The organism is Rhizobium acaciae (genome assembly GCF_025941625.1).
Taxonomy (GTDB): Bacteria; Pseudomonadota; Alphaproteobacteria; order Rhizobiales; family Rhizobiaceae; genus Rhizobium; species Rhizobium acaciae.
This window is the reverse complement of the sequence record NZ_JAPCZO010000011.1, coordinates 202,191-218,109: the sequence shown is the minus strand read 5'-3', so window position 1 is coordinate 218,109 and position 15,919 is coordinate 202,191. Positions and strand designations below refer to the sequence as shown.

The window sequence follows — 15,919 nt, the reverse complement described above, 5'->3', positions numbered from 1 at the left end:
GTCTGCATGGGAAGTCCGCAGAACGGCAATTCGAGCCTGTTTGCTGCCTACTATTTGAGGTGAAGCTTGCGCCACACTGTTCGCAGAACTTTCGCCGGTCAGCCTGGAGGGGTGTGGGAGATCGACTATCCGTGGTCGGTTTTCTCTAGCCAGCTTCATTGGCTTAGCCGCTTCTGCTGCCAGTATCGCAAAGAGTTGCGATGTTACCTTTGGAATTGGGCCGCCCCGGTTCATACGCCGCTTTTATAGACCCCATCATCCGATACGGTAGCTATTTCTCCGAACAAGGACCCAGGTAGGTTATTGCCATAGAGTTCGGCTATCCGTTTGATGAGAAGATAGCTTCCCAGACGCTCCTGGCAGAATGAGATCGCACGTTTCTGCACGGGGTCCTCGGCTTGAAACGGTTGATATCGTTTCGCAAATTCAAAAGACGGTGCCACAAGGCGCACAAAAGTATCGAGCCACCAGTCCGTCGGATACGTGCCGAGTTCAATGCCTCCAGGAACGAAAGTGCTGGAATTAAAAAAATGCAAAGCTTCGGCTTGCGTTAACGTGTTTGCTTCGATTGAAAACGCTGTATATCTCAGGAAGTCAACAATATTGTGGAATCGTGCATAGTGTTGAGATATGTTTTGGAGGTTCAATGGCCGAGGCAGGAAAAAACTTTCTGTAAAATGCGCCGGATTCTCCGGTTTTGTGACCAGTACTTCTTCTGAATTCGTTGTATTCATCCCGGGATATTCGGGATTAGGTGTTCCTATTTTTAGCCGCGTTAAAAATTTACGATACTGCCAGATAGTAATGTTGCGAGGCTTTGCTGATTCTTCGGAAACGACTTTCGCGATTACGATCGTTCCCAGCGATCCTGACAATTTCGCGTGAATTTCCTCCGGCTCGCTGAAAAAATCATAGCCGGCAATGACATCCATTCCCTTGTTTTCCAACGGAGGTTTAGAATTGAGCCATATGATTTTCGCGCCCTCGGGAGGAGGGTAGCTCGGCAAATCCTTGTGGCAAACAATGAAAACGGTCATATTTGTGATCAGCCTCTTATGGATGGGGAGTTTCAGCCGGCTGCAATTACCACGCGGCTCGCCCGTCGATGCTTAGTTGTGTCAAGGTGGTGGACGTCAGGATTCCAAGCGTTTCTGCCTCTTGTCAGCGACTCTAAAGCGCGTTCCTTGCGCGTAGCAGGTGCGAAGGGATGAAGTCGGGTGCTGCAATCTGAGGTCGTCGATATCCTTTTGCTCAAACTTGCTGTTGGCGATATCGGCAAATGTCAGCAAGCCCGCAATGGCGCGCGCTAGGTTGCCCGCTTGGTGGAATTCCCTAACGCGAAAACTGAATGATCTCGCCGTTGTACTGCGTGCGCGCGGTCTCGCGGAAGCCGAGCTTGGCTGCGACCCGCAACGAGGCCTGGTTCTCGGGACTAATGATGCAGCTCATCGGTTTTTCGGGAAAATGCGTTTCCGCCCAGCCGATCAGGACGTTCAGCGCCTCGGTGGCATAACCGCGGCCGTGCGCCGAAGGCATCAGCGCCCAACCAACCTCCATCGTCCCCTCGATCGAAGGTTCCATCTCGCGGCGGGCTTCCAGGAAGCCCGCTTCACCGATGAACCGGCCGCTGTCCTTTTCCACGATCGCCAGAAAGCCGAAGCCCATATGATGCCACATGCCGGCAACGCGCAGCATGCGGCTCCAGCTCTGCTCGCGCGTCGACGGCACGCCGGTGATGAAGCGCACGACATCCTCGTCCGCCCATAGCGCCGCATGCGCGTCGAAATCGTCGAGGCGGTGAGGGCGAAGCGTCAGCCGCGTCGTTTCGAGGGTCGGAATGTCTGTCACATCGGGTCCTTATGGAAATCGCACTCTCAGGCGCCGGGCTCGCCGTCCCAATAGTCGAGATCGCCTTCCGGCCGTCCGATATGACGAAAGCGCCCGGTTTTTGGTCCGTCCCTGTTCGTCTTGGCGAGGAACTTTCCGGAATCGGGATATTCGACGATCTCGGTCTTAGCCATGGTCGAAATGCCGAGATAGATGAGTGTGGCCGTGCCGGTGTTGATGATCTGGTGCGCCGTTTCCGGTCCGCCCGCCGGCGCGCCGAGCACGTCGCCCGCCTTGATCGCATGGCGCGTATCGCCGAAACGGTATTCGCCGGTACCGGCGATCACATAGAAAAGCTCGTCTTCGACGTGATGGTTGTGGAAGGGGCAGCCGGATTTGCCGGGCGGTACCTCGTTGTAGCTGACGCCCAGACCGACCAGGCCGAGAAGCGCGCCGAACGATTTGTCGGTGCTCTCATAGAGCTCGCCCTGTGTCCAGTGCTCGAGCTGGAGATCGGCGGTATTGATCACCGCCTTCGGTTCCGTTGCCATGACGTCCTCCTGTTTCAAGAAGAGAAGCCGTCATCCCGGGAAAATTCAATGATTATCTGGGCCTATCTCCGATATCCCCAGCATGGGCGAAGAGGAGACCGCCGCCCATGCTTTGAGCACCGTACGTTTTAATGGGACGCGTGAAGGCGCTCGATCACTTTCAATCCACGCATAACCACGAAGATCGATTCAGGTTTTCGGTAATATACGCTGGAGCCGTCAACGAACGTAGAAGGTGAGGCTCCCATCCGCCGCCTGCTCGGCATTGACGACATTGCGAATATTGACACCCTCATTGTTGAGCCGGTGGGCAAGCGACTTGTTGGCGTCGATCGAGGCCTGGATGCCGCGGATAGCCTGGCCGGAGCGTTGCGGTGCGGAGTGTGGACCGCTCGTCTCGTCGTCGAAGTTGCGCCAGTTGTAAACCTCCTGGACATTGAAATCATCGCCCTGGTAGCTCCTGAGCGTCTGCTCGATGCCTTGAGGGGTGTTCATCCCAAGGCTTTCGGCCCGGCTGACGCCGGCAAACGCGATGGAGGAGAGGGCGGTAGCGAGGGTGATGGTGAAAACGCGGTGCATGATTTGTATCCTTTCATCTGCTTAGACGGTCGGCAGTCGTTGCAGGGGATCGTCTGCGTCACGACATGGAATTGGCGTTCTCTCATTCGCGATTCAATGGGTTAAGCCACTGAAAATCCATTAAGAATTGTTCATGAAAACTGCCTTCGAATTGCCGCTTTCCAGGCGGCCGGGAAAGCTGATTTCAGAGGCTTGCCCAGCTGTGCATACAGGACGCGGCTATCCCCTTGCAGATATTTCCTCTTTCCCATTGCGGCATCGGGCGAAATTGCTTGCCATTCGGACGAAGGCATGTTTTGACCGCGGGCTGCCGAGTGGGTAAATGTCCCGCCAACCGAAGGTGAACCATGTCGAGAGAGACCGCTCCCCATATTTTGATCGTTGAGGCCCGCTTCTACGACGACATGGCCGACGCCCTGCTCGAAGGCGCGACCTTCGCATTGACGGAGGCCGGCGCCACCTTCGAGGTTGTCACCGTTCCCGGCGCACTGGAAATTCCGGCGGCGATTGCCATGTCGCTCGATGGAGACGACAATGGCGGAACGCATTATGACGGCTATGTCGCCCTTGGCATGGTCATTCGCGGCGAGACTTATCACTTCGATATCGTGTCGAACGAATCCTCGCGCGCCTTGATGGATCTTGCGGTCAGCGAGTCCCTTGCCATCGGCAATGGCATCCTGACCGTCGAAAACGACGAGCAGGCCTGGACGCGCGTGCGCCGCTCGGAAAAGGACAAGGGCGGATTTGCCGCTCGTGCAGCTCTGACCATGATCGAGCTGAAGCAGAAACTGGGTGCATAACGAATGAATGACGACAAGACGGAACGGCCGGTCAAGACTGCGAACCAGCGGGGCGCTGCCCGTCTTGCTGCCGTTCAGGCACTATATCAGATGGATGTCGGCGGCACGGGCGTTCTGGAGATCGTGGCTGAATACGAGGCACACCGTCTTGGTCAGGAAATCGATGGCGAGACTTATCTGAAAGCCGATGCCGCCTGGTTCCGTTCCATCGTCTCCGGAGTCGTGCGCGATCAGGTCCGCCTCGATCCGCTGATTGCCGCAGCTCTGCAGGATGATTGGGCCTTGTCGCGCCTCGACAGCACAGTGCGCGCCATCCTGCGCGCCGGCGTTTTCGAGATCACCGACCGCAAGGACGTTCCGGTGGCGGTCATCGTCACCGAATATGTCGAGATTGCCCAGGCGTTCTTCGATGACGACGAGCCGAAGCTCGTCAACGCCGTGCTCGACCGCATCGCAAAGCAGGTTCGCGGCGAGGCGAAGAAGTAAGTCTTTAGCCGCCAAACAATCCCCCTACGTCTTTCTTCGTACCGCAATGGTTTTCGCCCGTTGCGGTCTTGACGCCACGTGATCGACCAAGCAATCTCCGCAACGCTTAGCTGTGGCATTTCTGTGGAGAGGAAGGCGATTCGGCGGCGTATCTGCCGGAGAAGGAGTGAGCTCCGGCCTATGGGAGGAAAGAGCGAAATGACGATTCTTTTATGCGTAATCGCATGCGGTCTGCTCTCGGTGGTTTATGCCGCCTGGGCAACCCGGTCGGTGCTTGCCGCCGATCAGGGCAACAGCCGCATGCAGGAGATCGCGGGCTATATCCGCGAAGGTGCGCAAGCCTATCTGACGCGCCAGTACAGAACCATTGCCATTGTCGGCGTTGTTGTTTTCATTTTAGCCTGGCTGCTTCTTTCCGGCGAGGCCGCGATCGGCTTCCTGATTGGCGCCGTGCTTTCCGGTGCTGCTGGTTTCATCGGCATGCACGTCTCCGTCCGCGCCAATGTGCGCACCGCTCAGGCAGCTTCCGTCAGCCTTTCCGCCGGCCTCGACATCGCCTTCAAGTCGGGTGCGATCACCGGCATGCTGGTGGCTGGCCTGGCGCTGCTCGGCGTCTCCATCTACTATACGGTCTTGACCGTCGGGCTCGGCCATGAGAGCGGCTCGCGCGAAGTCATCGATGCGCTGGTGGCGCTCGGCTTCGGCGCTTCGCTGATCTCGATCTTCGCCCGTCTCGGCGGCGGCATCTTCACCAAGGGCGCCGATGTCGGCGGCGATCTCGTCGGCAAGGTGGAAGCCGGCATTCCCGAAGACGATCCGCGCAACCCGGCAACGATCGCCGATAATGTCGGCGACAATGTCGGCGACTGCGCCGGCATGGCCGCCGACCTCTTCGAAACCTATGCGGTCTCGGTCGTCGCCACCATGGTTCTCGCCGCGATCTTCTTTGCCGGCGCGCCGATCCTCCAGTCTGCGATGGTCTATCCGCTGGCAATCTGCGGTGCCTGCATCATCACCTCGATCATCGGCACCTTCTTCGTCAAGCTCGGCTCGAACGGCTCGATCATGGGCGCTCTTTACAAGGGCCTGATCGTCACCGGCCTGCTGTCGATCGTCGGTCTTGGCGCTGCCACCTCGCTCACCATCGGCTGGGGATCGATCGGCTCCGTCGGAGGCGCCGACATATCAGGCGCGAACCTCTTCTTCTGCGGCATCATCGGCCTCGTCGTCACCGCGCTGATCGTCGTGATCACTGAATATTATACCGGCACGGGCAAGCGCCCGGTTGTCTCGATCGCCCAGGCCTCGGTCACCGGTCACGGCACCAACGTCATCCAGGGCCTGGCGGTTTCACTGGAATCGACGGCACTGCCGGCGATCGTCATAGTTGGCGGCATTCTCGCCACTTACCAGCTCGGCGGCCTGTTCGGCACCGGCATTGCCGTCACGGCCATGCTCGGCATCGCCGGAATGATCGTCGCGCTCGACGCGTTCGGACCGGTGACGGACAATGCCGGCGGTATCGCCGAAATGTCGCATCTGCCGCCGGAGGTGCGCAAATCCACCGATGCGCTCGATGCGGTCGGCAATACGACCAAGGCCGTCACCAAGGGCTACGCCATCGGTTCCGCCGGTCTCGGCGCACTGGTTCTCTTCGCGGCCTACTCCTACGACCTCAAATATTTTGCGGCGAATGGCGACAAGTTCCCTTATTTCGCCGGTATCGGCGAAATTTCCTTCGATCTTTCCAACCCTTACGTGGTGGCGGGATTGATCTTCGGAGGTCTCATTCCCTACCTCTTCGGCGGCATCGCCATGACCGCCGTCGGCCGTGCGGCCGGCGCGATCGTCGAGGAAGTTCGCCGTCAGTTCAAGGAAAAGCCCGGCATCATGGAGGGCACGGAAAAGCCGGATTACGGCAGAGCGGTCGACCTTCTGACCAAGGCTGCCATCCGCGAGATGATCGTGCCGTCGCTGCTGCCGGTGCTGGCGCCGATCGTCGTCTATTTCGGCGTGCTTCTCATCTCCGGTTCCAAGGCCTCCGCCTTTGCTGCCCTCGGCGCATCGCTGCTCGGCGTCATCATCAACGGCCTCTTCGTCGCCATCTCGATGACATCGGGCGGCGGCGCCTGGGACAATGCCAAGAAGAGCTTCGAAGACGGTTTCGTCGACAAGGACGGCGTGCGTCACATGAAGGGTTCGGATGCGCACAAGGCTTCCGTCACCGGCGATACCGTCGGCGATCCCTACAAGGATACCGCCGGCCCCGCCGTCAACCCGGCGATCAAGATCACCAATATCGTCGCGCTGCTGCTGCTGGCCGTTCTCGCCGGATAAACAACGGCGCCGGCTTGGCACACTTCAAGCTGACGCAGCGACCGTTAAAAAAAACCGCCGGAGCGATCCGGCGGGTTCTTCGTATAAGGCGTGTCCGATCAGCGCAGGCTGCTTGGGTTCTGCGGTGTGCCGCCGGCGCCACCGCCGAACAGGCTGCGGGCAGCACTCGCGGCGCTGCCGCCGGAAAGCATCTGTTGCAGGAAGGTGAGTTCCTTGCCGCCGGTCGGCGTGACGCGTCCGATCGTGTCGAACACCTTGCCGTCCTGCAGCGCATAGTTGGCGCGGCGGCTAACGACGCCGTCCTTGTCGAAATAGATCGCCAGAACGCTCTGATCGACGACCTTCAATTTCTGGAAGGCGACCGCACGCGTGCGCCGCTGCGAGATGTAGTAGAAGACTTCGCCGTCGAAGGTCGCCGTCGTCGACGGGGTGCCGAGCGAAAGCAGCACCTGCTCGCGGCTGGAGCCTTCCGGGACGAGGTTCAGCGACTGCTGGTCGGCGACGTAGCCGCCATTGAGCACGGTGCTGGTCTGGCAACCCGAAAGAGCGGTGGTGGAGGCGATTATGAAGGCAATGGCCGCACTGCTGAAGAATTTCACATCAGACTTGAAATACCGTTTATTCAACGACATCTACTCCCTTGAGTGTCGATAGCAGCCATTTGGGCCTTGGACGCTTTACCTCCTGCAAAACCATTGTGGCCATTCCGGGTCGAATTTCCCGAATTCGCTTCGCTGACGCATCGAAGGCGTCGTCCCGAAACTGGCCATGATCGGCATTGCAATTCGCGCCTGCTTCGGTAAACCAGCTTTCGAAATCATGCAACAAGGCCAGACGCCAGCCGGCATGAAGAATGAGGCATTTCCGGAAAAAACAATGATCTTCGGGCTCTTCCGTAAGAAAAACAACAATCAGGCGATCGTCGACAGGCAATATGCGGCGTTAGCGGCGGCCGCGCGCATGCCGGAACTCTACGAGCGGCTCAATGTGCCGGATACGGTCATGGGCCGTTTCGAGATGCTGTCGATCGCGATGATTCTGTTTTTTCGCCGCACCCGTGCTTCCGCTATCAGTGGCCAGGAGATCGCCCAGGAGATCGTCGACGCTTTCTTCCAGGATATCGACTATTCGATCCGCGAACTCGGCATCGGCGACAACAGCGTACCAAAGCGCATGAAGAAGCTTGCCGGAATGTTTTACGGCCGGCTTGAAGCCTATTCGAAGGCGATGGACACAGGCGATGCCGAAGCCCTCGCTCTCGCCCTTCAGCGCAATATCTACCCCGAAACCTCGGCGCCTGCCGATATGACCGGCCTCGCCGGATGGATGATGGCCGCAGAATCGCATCTGTCCGCCGTCCCCGAAGAGGTAATCGCCACCGGTTCGGCAACGCTCCCTCCGGTCGCCTGCCCACCGGTCACCTGAAGGAGGAAAAGATGAAGAACGCTCGGGACGATGTTCCCTTCTCCTATCACGTCAAGGTCGGCCACATCTCGGCCAACCCCGTCGATGTCCATGTCGAAGCCGACACCAGCGAACTGAAGGCGTTGGCCCGGACCTGGAACGTCGTCTCCGTCGACGATCTCAGCGCCGATCTGCAGATTGCCCGCTGGAAGCGCGACGGCGTGCGCATCAAGGGCCGCGTGCAGGCGAGGATCGTCCAGTCCTGCGTCGTGACGCTGGAACCCGTCGAATCCTCCATCGACGAGAACTTCGAGCAGATCTTCGTGCCGGAGGGCTCCAAGCTTGCCCGCCAGGCCGGCAATGACGCCGGCGAGATGCTGCTCGATCCCGACGGTCCTGATCTGCCCGAGACCTTTGTCGGCGATACGATCGACGCCGGCGAGGTCGTTGCCGAATTCGCCGCTCTCGCGATCGATCCCTATCCGCGCAAGCAGGGCATTGAGTTCGACGGCCATATCGAGGATAGCGGCGAGGACGACAAAAAGCCCTCGGCTTTCGCAGCCCTCAAGGACTGGAAAAAGGACTGAAGTCCCTCTGGCATTTGACACAATTCAGTTGTAAGCGACGCTAAAACCGGTAATTTGGCCGAAATTTCGCCATCGGCGAAAAGAAGGATCAGGGACGCGTGATCAGAATATCTCTCGACCTCATGGGTGGCGACTTTGGTCCCCAGGTTGTCATTCCCGGCGCCGCCAAGGCGTTGGATCGGCATCCGGATATTTCCTTCGTTTTCTATGGTCTCAAGGAACAGTGCGATCCGGTTCTCGCCAAGTTCCCGAAACTCAAGGAAAAATCGATCTTTCACGACTGCGAGCTTGCCGTCGCCATGGATGAGAAGCCGAGCCAGGCGCTGCGCCGTGGCCGCTATATCTCCACCATGTGGCGCTCGATCGAGGCGGTGAAGACGGGTGATGCCGATGTCGCGGTTTCGGCCGGCAATACCGGCGCGCTGATGGCGATGGCGAAGTTCTGTCTGCGCACCATGGCCAATATTGAGCGCCCAGCGATTGCCGCGATCTGGCCGACACTGAAGGGTGAGAGCATCGTGCTCGATGTCGGCGCGACGATCGGTGCCGATGCGCAGCAACTGATGGATTTTGCGCTGATGGGCGGCGCCATGGCGCGCGCGCTTTTCGAGGTCGAACGGCCGACGGTCGGCCTTCTCAACGTCGGCGTCGAGGAGATGAAAGGCCAGGAGGAGGTCAAGGAGGCCGGCCGGCTGTTGCGCGAGGCGAACATCGATTCGCTCGAATATTCCGGCTTCGTCGAGGGCAACGATCTTGGCAAGGGCACGGTCGACGTCGTCGTCACCGAAGGATTTTCCGGCAATATCGCGCTCAAGACTGCCGAAGGCACAGCCAAGCAGATCGGCGAATATCTGCGTGCCGCCATGTCGCGCACGCTGCTCGCCCGCATCGGCTACCTCTTTGCCAAAAGCGCCTTCGACATGCTTCGCGAGAAGCTCGATCCGAGCAAGGTCAATGGCGGCGTGTTTCTCGGCCTGAACGGCATCGTCATCAAGAGCCATGGCGGGGCGAATGCGGAAGGCATCGCAGCCGCCATCGAAGTCGGCTACGACATGGCCAAGAACGGCCTCAATCAGAAAATAGAAAACGATCTTAAGAAATATCATGCCAAGAGGCTGCCCCCGATGGGCCCGGAAGCGGCATGAGCGATGGGGTTCAATCAAAGATGATCCGTTCAGTGGTTCGCGGGTTCGGAGCCGCACTTCCGAAGCGCGTGATGACTAATCGTGACATGGAGGCCATCGTCGACACATCAGACGAATGGATCGTTCAGCGCACCGGCATCCGCCAGCGTTATGTCGCCGGTGATGACGAAACGACGGCGTCGCTGGGAGAGGCCGCCGCGCGCGCAGCTCTTGCCAATGGCGGCCTGACGCCTGCCGATATCGATCTTGTCATCTGTGCCACCTCGACGCCGGACAACACGTTTCCGGCCACGTCGGTCAACATCCAGAACCGCCTCGGCATGAACCACGGCTTCGCCTTCGACGTCCAGGCCGTCTGCACCGGCTTCGTCTATGCGGTGACGACGGCGGATGCCTATATCCGCGGCGGGCTTGCCAAGCGCGTTCTCGTCATCGGCGCCGAAACTTTTTCGCGCATTCTCGACTGGAACGACCGCACAACCTGCGTGCTTTTCGGCGACGGCGCCGGCGCGATCATACTCGAAGCGACCGAAGGCGAGGGCACCGTTGCCGATCGCGGCGTGCTGACCGCACATCTACGTTCCGACGGCTCGCACAAGGAAAAGCTGTATGTTGACGGCGGACCGTCGACGACGGGCACTGTCGGCAAGCTGCGCATGGAAGGCCGCGAGGTCTTCAAATATGCCGTCGGCATGATCACCGACGTCATCCAGGCGGCTTTCGATTCGACCGGCACCACCGCCGATGACCTCGACTGGCTGGTACCGCACCAGGCCAATCGCCGCATCATCGACGGTTCGGCGAAGAAGCTGAACATCGATGCCGCGAAGGTCGTCATCACCGTCGACCTGCACGGCAATACGTCGGCCGCCTCGATCCCGTTGGCACTTGCGACCGCTGCCGGCGACGGCCGCATCAAGAAGGGCGACTTGGTGATGCTCGAAGCGATGGGTGGCGGCTTTACCTGGGGTGCGGTTCTGCTGCGCTGGTAGGCACGAATCCTAAAAAACTGGCGGCGAACAAGAGCTTGACCGTAAGGCGCAAGACAAATACTCTTCGTGCGATTTCACAAAATATTTGTATGGGCGGGGAAACCATGACCGGAAAAACAGTGACGCGAGCAGACCTAGCGGAATCCGTTTTCCGAAAGGTTGGGCTTTCCCGGACCGAATCTGCCGAACTTGTGGAAACCGTCATCGACGAGATCTGCAACGCTATCGTCCGTGGCGAAACCGTCAAGCTTTCCTCCTTCGCCACCTTCCAGGTGCGCGACAAGAACGAGCGGATCGGCCGCAACCCGAAGACCGGCGAGGAGGTTCCGATTTCCCCCCGCCGGGTCATGACCTTCAAGGCGTCGAACGTGTTGAAGACACGCATCCTCAAATCGCATGTCGCTCGCAAGATCAAGCTGAAGCCGCTGAATCCGGCTCTCTGATAATCGGCTTCCCGTTTCGGAAACGGCTTTTTTTCTCCCTCGCGCTCTCCATCCTTGTGTGCAACATCAAGACATGACTTGAATTGTCGGCGCCAAACCGTTGAAATATGATGAGTCGCCGTAGGATCGAGCCGCGAGGTCGCGTAGCAGTATGACGTTGGACAAGAGCCCCGATGCCTTTCGCACCATCAGCGAAGTCGCAGACGATCTTGATCTGCCGCAGCATGTGCTGCGCTTCTGGGAGACACGTTTTCCTCAGATAAAGCCAATGAAGCGTGGCGGCGGCCGTCGCTACTATCGGCCGGAAGATGTGGATCTCCTCAAGGGCATCCGGCATTTGCTCTATGATCACGGCTATACGATCAAGGGTGTGCAGAAGCTTCTGAAGTCCAACGGCAACAAGTTCGTCATATCGGTCGGTCATGGTGATCTCGCCAGCGTCGAGGCGCTTGCGTCGGGCGTGCAGGACATGGGTGCCGGGGAACCGCGCGTCGGCATGGCCGATGAAGACCAGATTGTCGGCCGCGCCAAGCCGCCGATCACCCGCCGGTTCTTCAATTTTGTCGCCGGAGACGACGAGCAGGAAGTCTCGATCGGCAAATCGAGCGTTGGCAAGGAAGACCGGGCTCTGCTGCAGGAGGCGCTCTACGACCTCCTGGAATGCAAGCGCCTGCTCGATCAGGTGCGCTGAATAGGAACGTCAGGCTTCGGTAAGCCGCTTCATTGCCTGTTCGAGTTCGCTGAGCTGGAAGGGTTTTTGCAGCACGGGCAGCGTGCTTGGGCTGCTGCCATCAGGTGCGGTACCGTATCCCGTCGCATAGAGATAGGGTTTGCCGCGTTCGTCGAGCAGCTTTGCGACCGGCAGCGAACTCTGCCCGGCAAGCGAGACATCGAGTATTGCCGCGTCGAACTCCGAATCCCTGGCGGCTGTCAGCGCCCGTTCCAGATCGGGCGCGCTGGCGCAGACCCGGTAGCCCAGATCGGCGAGCATGTCCTCGAGCAGCATGGCAATCAGCGCGTCGTCTTCGACGATGAATATGTCTTTCATGATCCCGTCCACCCATTGCACCTTGCTAAAGCATGTCGCGCAAAAGCGTGCCGCGGTTTTGCGATAACGACATGCGTAAAAACAAAGACCTAAAGCGCAAAGAGCGAATCTGAAAGCTTGCGACACGCTTTAGGCGTGGAGGTTTATGTGGACTGCTTGCACGGCTCGTCAAGACGTCATGGCCGGCAGTGCGAGAAACAGCATATTGCCGGTTGAAATTCGATGTGCAAAAGCTGAAATGCCGTCTCCGCAACGGCTCCTGCATAACTCCTTAAATCGGGAATCGATTTTTGAATAAAATTATGCAGCAATTCAAAGCGTTGCAGCGTGTTTTGCGGCTCTCGGAAAGAGGCGCGGCGCTGTAAGAAAGGGTGTTGAATGGATTTGCTGAGTGCCACGGATTGGCTGCGTCACAGGCCGGGTTATACATATCCGCTGGCCATTGCCTTCGTTGGCCTGACGTTTCTTCTGAGGCTTGCCGCCAGCGACACTCTCTCCGGTTTTCCCTTCCTGAGCTTCCTTCCGGCGATATTGCTCGCGAGTTTCATAGGCGGCGCCGGGCCGGGCGTTGTCGCGACCTTGGTTGCCGGTTTTATCGTCCAGCAGTTTTTCGTCGAACCGTACGGTGTTTTCTGGCCGGCCACCGCCGGCCAATGGGGCGGCCTTTCCACCTATCTCATCAATGCCGTGATCATCGTCGGCCTGATGGAGATGATCATCATCGCCCACGGCAGGCAGAGCCGCCTTCGCAACGAACTCAACAGCTTCAACACGCGCCTCGAACAGACAGTGGTCCAGCGCACTGCCGAGCTCAGGCACGAGATGGAAGAGAATGCCGCCGCTCAGGCGCAGGTCCGCCAGCTGCAGAAGATGGAAACGATCGGCCAACTGACCGGCGGTGTCGCCCATGATTTCAACAATATGCTGGCGATCATCATCGGCAACCTCGATCTCGCCCAACGGCGCCTGACCGGCAGCGAGGATCCTCGCCTGCCATACTCCATCCAGAACGCCAGAGATGGTGCGCAGAGGGCGGCGGTGCTGACCGCGCGTCTTCTCGCCTTCTCGCGTCAGCAGCCGCTCGCCCCGGAGATGATCGACCTCAACAAGCTGGTCGGCGGCATGTCGGAGCTGCTGCGGCGCACGCTCGGCGAGCACATCCGGATCGAGACCGTGCTTGCCGGCGGCCTCTGGCCGAGCTTTGCCGATTTGAGCCAGCTCGAGAATGCCATCCTGAACCTTGCCGTCAATGCTCGCGACGCCATGCCGGGCGGCGGAAATCTGACGATCGAGACCGCCAATACCGAACTCGACGAGCGATATTCGCGCATGCATTCGGAGGTCGAGGCTGGCCAATATGTGATGATCAGCATCACCGACACCGGCACCGGCATGTCGCCGGAGGTGATCGACCGCGCCTTCGACCCGTTCTACACGACCAAGGGACCCGGCAAAGGCACCGGTCTCGGCCTCAGCCAGGTCTACGGCTACATCAAGCAGAGCGGCGGCCACATCAAGATCTATTCAGAGATCGACAGGGGCACGACGTTGAAGATCTATCTTCCCCGTCATGTCGGTACGGCGGATGCCCGGTTGAACGTCGCTGGCGCCCAGCCGCTCCCTCAGGGCAGCGTCAAAGATACGATCCTGGTGGTGGAGGACGATGAGAACGTTCGCACCATGACTGCCGAAAGCCTGCATGAACTCGGTTACACAGTATTGCAGGCGGCTAGCGGCATGGAGGCGCTTATGCTTCTGGAGCAGAATGCGGCAGTCGACCTGATCTTCACCGATATCGTCATGCCGCAGATGAGCGGACGCCAGCTTGCCGATATCGTCCAGGAAAAATGGCCGGCGATCCGGATCCTCTATACGACGGGCTACACCCGCAACGCCATCGTCCATAATGGTGTGCTCGATCACGGCGTTTCCCTGCTTGCCAAGCCCTTCAGCCTTGAGCAGCTCGCTCACAAGATCCGCGAACTTCTGAATGTCGCGGTGAGGGTGGGAGACGAGCGGACGTGAAGCCGGGATACAGCCGCACGTCCGCAATTCTCTATCCACGTTATTCCAGGACCTGGATTATGCGATGGGTTTTCGGTTCGACGATCACGCGCCGCTCGTTGACGACCGTATAGCCGTAGCCGTCGATATCAGGCACGGTATGCACTTCGACGGTATCGGGCAGCGTCGCGCCGACCGCGATATCGCCGTCATAGACGACGGAAGGTGTGTTTTGCTCCATCACGTAGGTGCGCACCTCGCCGGGCAATACGACGGAGCCGGTCGGTGCGGGATCGGTGACGATGACGGTGCTCTGCGCGAAGGCGGCAGAGCTGAGCGTCAGCATGGCGGCCGCAGCCAGCATGGTCTTGCGCATGGGATTTCTCCTTTTCCTACCTGAGACATCAAGGCAACGCTGGCCATGCGGCATAGTTCCCCGCGGGCTTTTCGCGACAACAGTAACAGACGCAATGAGAGCATTTAAGTTGTTACTAAATTAATTTTTGCATCATACGGTTGAGCTGTCTGAACAGCGTTCGAAAAGAGCCCAGATGGTGATGTTAGAGCTCGCTTGTTTACTTTTCGCTAACCATGTTGGACGTTTATTCTGAACGGACGACCAACCGGTCGTTGATTCGACGATCCGTCGCGTTTCGGCTTGCGAATGGATCTCTAGTAAGACGATTGCGGCGGCTCGATACATGCGCTTGCGAAAGACGATATTGCTGGTGGCCGTGGCGGGCATGATGGCCGGCTGCACATCGACAGGCGGTGTGCGCCAGCCTTCCGCGCCGGAAACCGTGGCGCCTGAAAAGGCGCTGGTCCTGCCGCCGCCGGGCGGCCCGTCGATCGTCAGCGTCGTCGAGCGCAAACGTGGCAACGGCGTCGAGCAGACGATCTCGCTGTTTACCTCATCCTCCGTGCCCGGTCAGAATTCCCTGAAGGTCCAGTTCTTCGGCGGTTCCGGAGCCAATCCCGGCGCTGGCAATGCCGGCTTCAGCAAGATCAACGAGAGTGGTATTGCCCGCGAGGTGGCCCGTTCGGCCCCCGGCGTGCCGATGGCGATCTCGGCGACCTTCCTGCAGAACGCCTATGGCCCCTTCGGCTATGCCTCCGGCCGAAGCCGTGCCGGCGACACCTGCGTCTATGCCTGGCAGCAGATCCGCTCGAGCACCAACGCCAATACCCAGGCGCGTAATTTCGGCATGATCCAGCTGCGCCTGCGCCTTTGCGATGCGAGAGCGAGCGAGCGCCAGCTGCTTGGCATCGTCTATGGCTACACCGTCACCGGCACCTTCGACGGCGAGATCTGGAACCCTTACGGCAATCCGCCGCCCGCCGATGCTGCACTCGGGCGCACCGGCGTGCCGATCTACCCCGACGAGGGCGGTTACCGCGCCAGCCCGATGCCGATCGGCTACGAGCCGGCGCCTGCCATTGTCACCCGGCCGCGGGCAGCTGCCGTTCGCAGCGCCTCGACCGCGCAACCGGCTCAAGGTGTGGCAGCGGTGCCGGCACCCATCGGCCCGCGCGTGCCGCTGCCGGGCGAGGCGCCACAGACGAGCGTAAGGCCGGCTGCGGCCGCTGCGCCAATCGAACAATCGGTAAGGGCGATCGGCGTCACCGTGCCTTCGCCGGACTGCATAGGCGACGCGGCCATGACGGCCGCCTGCCGGAGATAATGAGCATGCCCGCGGGCGCCAGATGGTGCCC

General features: G+C 59.5%; 18 protein-coding genes. 11 read left to right on the top strand and 7 right to left on the bottom strand.

The genetic code is table 11. From position 1 onward, the window contains the following. Window positions 1–230 precede the first annotated feature (230 nt). From OLZ32_RS19140 to OLZ32_RS19125, 4 genes are all read right to left on the bottom strand, one after another. A complete protein-coding gene (locus OLZ32_RS19140; RefSeq protein WP_003547203.1) occupies window positions 231–1,037 on the bottom strand; it encodes a hypothetical protein in 807 nt (268 codons plus the stop codon). 295 nt (window positions 1,038–1,332) lie between these two features. Continuing rightward, window positions 1,333–1,848 carry a GNAT family N-acetyltransferase gene (locus tag OLZ32_RS19135; protein ID WP_003547205.1) on the bottom strand — a complete coding sequence of 172 codons (516 nt, stop codon included), beginning with the start codon at window positions 1,846–1,848 and terminating at the stop codon, window positions 1,333–1,335. Between the two features lie 26 nt (window positions 1,849–1,874). Continuing rightward, window positions 1,875–2,378 carry a cupin domain-containing protein gene (locus OLZ32_RS19130; RefSeq protein ID WP_003547207.1) on the bottom strand — a complete coding sequence of 168 codons (504 nt, stop codon included), beginning with the start codon at window positions 2,376–2,378 and terminating at the stop codon, window positions 1,875–1,877. A gap of 219 nt (window positions 2,379–2,597) precedes the next feature. After that, window positions 2,598–2,957, bottom strand: coding sequence for a hypothetical protein (locus OLZ32_RS19125; protein ID WP_264422053.1), 360 nt, complete (start codon window positions 2,955–2,957; stop codon window positions 2,598–2,600). Window positions 2,958–3,304: 347 nt separating this feature from the next. Between OLZ32_RS19125 and ribH the strand changes: the two genes are divergently transcribed. From ribH to OLZ32_RS19110, 3 genes are all read left to right on the top strand, one after another. Further along, window positions 3,305–3,760, top strand: a complete 456-nt coding sequence (gene ribH / locus OLZ32_RS19120; protein ID WP_003547214.1) for a 6,7-dimethyl-8-ribityllumazine synthase — start codon at window positions 3,305–3,307, stop codon at window positions 3,758–3,760. A 3-nt stretch (window positions 3,761–3,763) separates the two neighbouring features. Continuing rightward, window positions 3,764–4,246: a transcription antitermination factor NusB gene (gene nusB / locus OLZ32_RS19115; protein WP_003547217.1), complete on the top strand. Its 483-nt coding sequence runs from the start codon at window positions 3,764–3,766 to the stop codon at window positions 4,244–4,246. Window positions 4,247–4,444: 198 nt separating this feature from the next. Continuing rightward, complete coding sequence (locus OLZ32_RS19110) at window positions 4,445–6,583, top strand: sodium-translocating pyrophosphatase (RefSeq protein WP_026160183.1); 2,139 nt, start codon at window positions 4,445–4,447, stop codon at window positions 6,581–6,583. Between the two features lie 98 nt (window positions 6,584–6,681). Here the strand turns inward: OLZ32_RS19110 and OLZ32_RS19105 are convergent, their stop codons facing one another. After that, window positions 6,682–7,215, bottom strand: coding sequence for an outer membrane protein assembly factor BamE (locus OLZ32_RS19105; RefSeq protein WP_003547220.1), 534 nt, complete (start codon window positions 7,213–7,215; stop codon window positions 6,682–6,684). A 136-nt stretch (window positions 7,216–7,351) separates the two neighbouring features. Here OLZ32_RS19105 and OLZ32_RS19100 point away from each other — a divergent pair, with 136 nt between their 5' ends. From OLZ32_RS19100 to OLZ32_RS19075, 6 genes are all read left to right on the top strand, one after another. Further along, on the top strand, window positions 7,352–8,008 hold the full coding sequence (locus OLZ32_RS19100; protein WP_017990979.1) for a ubiquinol-cytochrome C chaperone family protein: 657 nt from the start codon (window positions 7,352–7,354) through the stop codon (window positions 8,006–8,008). A gap of 11 nt (window positions 8,009–8,019) precedes the next feature. Further along, window positions 8,020–8,574, top strand: a complete 555-nt coding sequence (locus OLZ32_RS19095) for a YceD family protein (protein WP_264422050.1) — start codon at window positions 8,020–8,022, stop codon at window positions 8,572–8,574. A gap of 98 nt (window positions 8,575–8,672) precedes the next feature. Then, window positions 8,673–9,719: a phosphate acyltransferase PlsX gene (gene plsX / locus OLZ32_RS19090; RefSeq protein ID WP_003547225.1), complete on the top strand. Its 1,047-nt coding sequence runs from the start codon at window positions 8,673–8,675 to the stop codon at window positions 9,717–9,719. Window positions 9,720–9,739: 20 nt separating this feature from the next. Further along, entirely contained in the window at window positions 9,740–10,711 is a 972-nt protein-coding gene (locus OLZ32_RS19085; protein ID WP_026160184.1) for a beta-ketoacyl-ACP synthase III, read from the top strand. 104 nt (window positions 10,712–10,815) lie between these two features. Beyond that, window positions 10,816–11,154 (top strand): integration host factor subunit alpha, encoded by a 339-nt coding sequence (locus tag OLZ32_RS19080; protein ID WP_264398280.1) that lies wholly within the window; start codon window positions 10,816–10,818, stop codon window positions 11,152–11,154. 151 nt (window positions 11,155–11,305) lie between these two features. Then, entirely contained in the window at window positions 11,306–11,845 is a 540-nt protein-coding gene (locus tag OLZ32_RS19075; protein WP_003547230.1) for a MerR family transcriptional regulator, read from the top strand. A 9-nt stretch (window positions 11,846–11,854) separates the two neighbouring features. Here the strand turns inward: OLZ32_RS19075 and OLZ32_RS19070 are convergent, their stop codons facing one another. Beyond that, complete coding sequence (locus tag OLZ32_RS19070) at window positions 11,855–12,202, bottom strand: response regulator (protein ID WP_003547234.1); 348 nt, start codon at window positions 12,200–12,202, stop codon at window positions 11,855–11,857. A 378-nt stretch (window positions 12,203–12,580) separates the two neighbouring features. Here OLZ32_RS19070 and OLZ32_RS19065 point away from each other — a divergent pair, with 378 nt between their 5' ends. Next, window positions 12,581–14,227, top strand: coding sequence for an ATP-binding protein (locus OLZ32_RS19065; RefSeq protein ID WP_003547236.1), 1,647 nt, complete (start codon window positions 12,581–12,583; stop codon window positions 14,225–14,227). A gap of 40 nt (window positions 14,228–14,267) precedes the next feature. Here OLZ32_RS19065 and OLZ32_RS19060 read toward each other — a convergent pair whose 3' ends face one another. After that, window positions 14,268–14,582, bottom strand: a complete 315-nt coding sequence (locus OLZ32_RS19060) for a DUF1236 domain-containing protein (protein ID WP_017990982.1) — start codon at window positions 14,580–14,582, stop codon at window positions 14,268–14,270. Between the two features lie 325 nt (window positions 14,583–14,907). On the opposite strand from OLZ32_RS19060, the gene bcsN reads away from it, so the two are divergent. Continuing rightward, window positions 14,908–15,888 carry a cellulose biosynthesis protein BcsN gene (bcsN, locus tag OLZ32_RS19055; RefSeq protein ID WP_017990983.1) on the top strand — a complete coding sequence of 327 codons (981 nt, stop codon included), beginning with the start codon at window positions 14,908–14,910 and terminating at the stop codon, window positions 15,886–15,888. The last annotated feature ends 31 nt before the right edge of the window (window positions 15,889–15,919 follow it).

Bases quoted from the DNA above. Each gene is read 5' to 3' on its own strand.
- OLZ32_RS19140 (WP_003547203.1), bottom strand. From the start codon at position 1,037: ATGACCGTTTTCATTGTTTGCCACAAGGATTTGCCGAGCTACCCTCCT.
- OLZ32_RS19130 (WP_003547207.1), bottom strand. From the start codon at position 2,378: ATGGCAACGGAACCGAAGGCGGTGATCAATACCGCCGATCTCCAGCTC.
- OLZ32_RS19125 (WP_264422053.1), bottom strand. From the start codon at position 2,957: ATGCACCGCGTTTTCACCATCACCCTCGCTACCGCCCTCTCCTCCATC.
- ribH (WP_003547214.1), top strand. From the start codon at position 3,305: ATGTCGAGAGAGACCGCTCCCCATATTTTGATCGTTGAGGCCCGCTTC.
- nusB (WP_003547217.1), top strand. From the start codon at position 3,764: ATGAATGACGACAAGACGGAACGGCCGGTCAAGACTGCGAACCAGCGG.
- OLZ32_RS19110 (WP_026160183.1), top strand. From the start codon at position 4,445: ATGACGATTCTTTTATGCGTAATCGCATGCGGTCTGCTCTCGGTGGTT.
- OLZ32_RS19105 (WP_003547220.1), bottom strand. From the start codon at position 7,215: ATGTCGTTGAATAAACGGTATTTCAAGTCTGATGTGAAATTCTTCAGC.
- OLZ32_RS19100 (WP_017990979.1), top strand. From the start codon at position 7,352: ATGATCGGCATTGCAATTCGCGCCTGCTTCGGTAAACCAGCTTTCGAA.
- OLZ32_RS19095 (WP_264422050.1), top strand. From the start codon at position 8,020: ATGAAGAACGCTCGGGACGATGTTCCCTTCTCCTATCACGTCAAGGTC.
- OLZ32_RS19085 (WP_026160184.1), top strand. From the start codon at position 9,740: ATGATCCGTTCAGTGGTTCGCGGGTTCGGAGCCGCACTTCCGAAGCGC.
- OLZ32_RS19080 (WP_264398280.1), top strand. From the start codon at position 10,816: ATGACCGGAAAAACAGTGACGCGAGCAGACCTAGCGGAATCCGTTTTC.
- OLZ32_RS19075 (WP_003547230.1), top strand. From the start codon at position 11,306: ATGACGTTGGACAAGAGCCCCGATGCCTTTCGCACCATCAGCGAAGTC.
- OLZ32_RS19070 (WP_003547234.1), bottom strand. From the start codon at position 12,202: ATGAAAGACATATTCATCGTCGAAGACGACGCGCTGATTGCCATGCTG.
- OLZ32_RS19065 (WP_003547236.1), top strand. From the start codon at position 12,581: ATGGATTTGCTGAGTGCCACGGATTGGCTGCGTCACAGGCCGGGTTAT.
- OLZ32_RS19060 (WP_017990982.1), bottom strand. From the start codon at position 14,582: ATGCGCAAGACCATGCTGGCTGCGGCCGCCATGCTGACGCTCAGCTCT.
- bcsN (WP_017990983.1), top strand. From the start codon at position 14,908: ATGCGCTTGCGAAAGACGATATTGCTGGTGGCCGTGGCGGGCATGATG.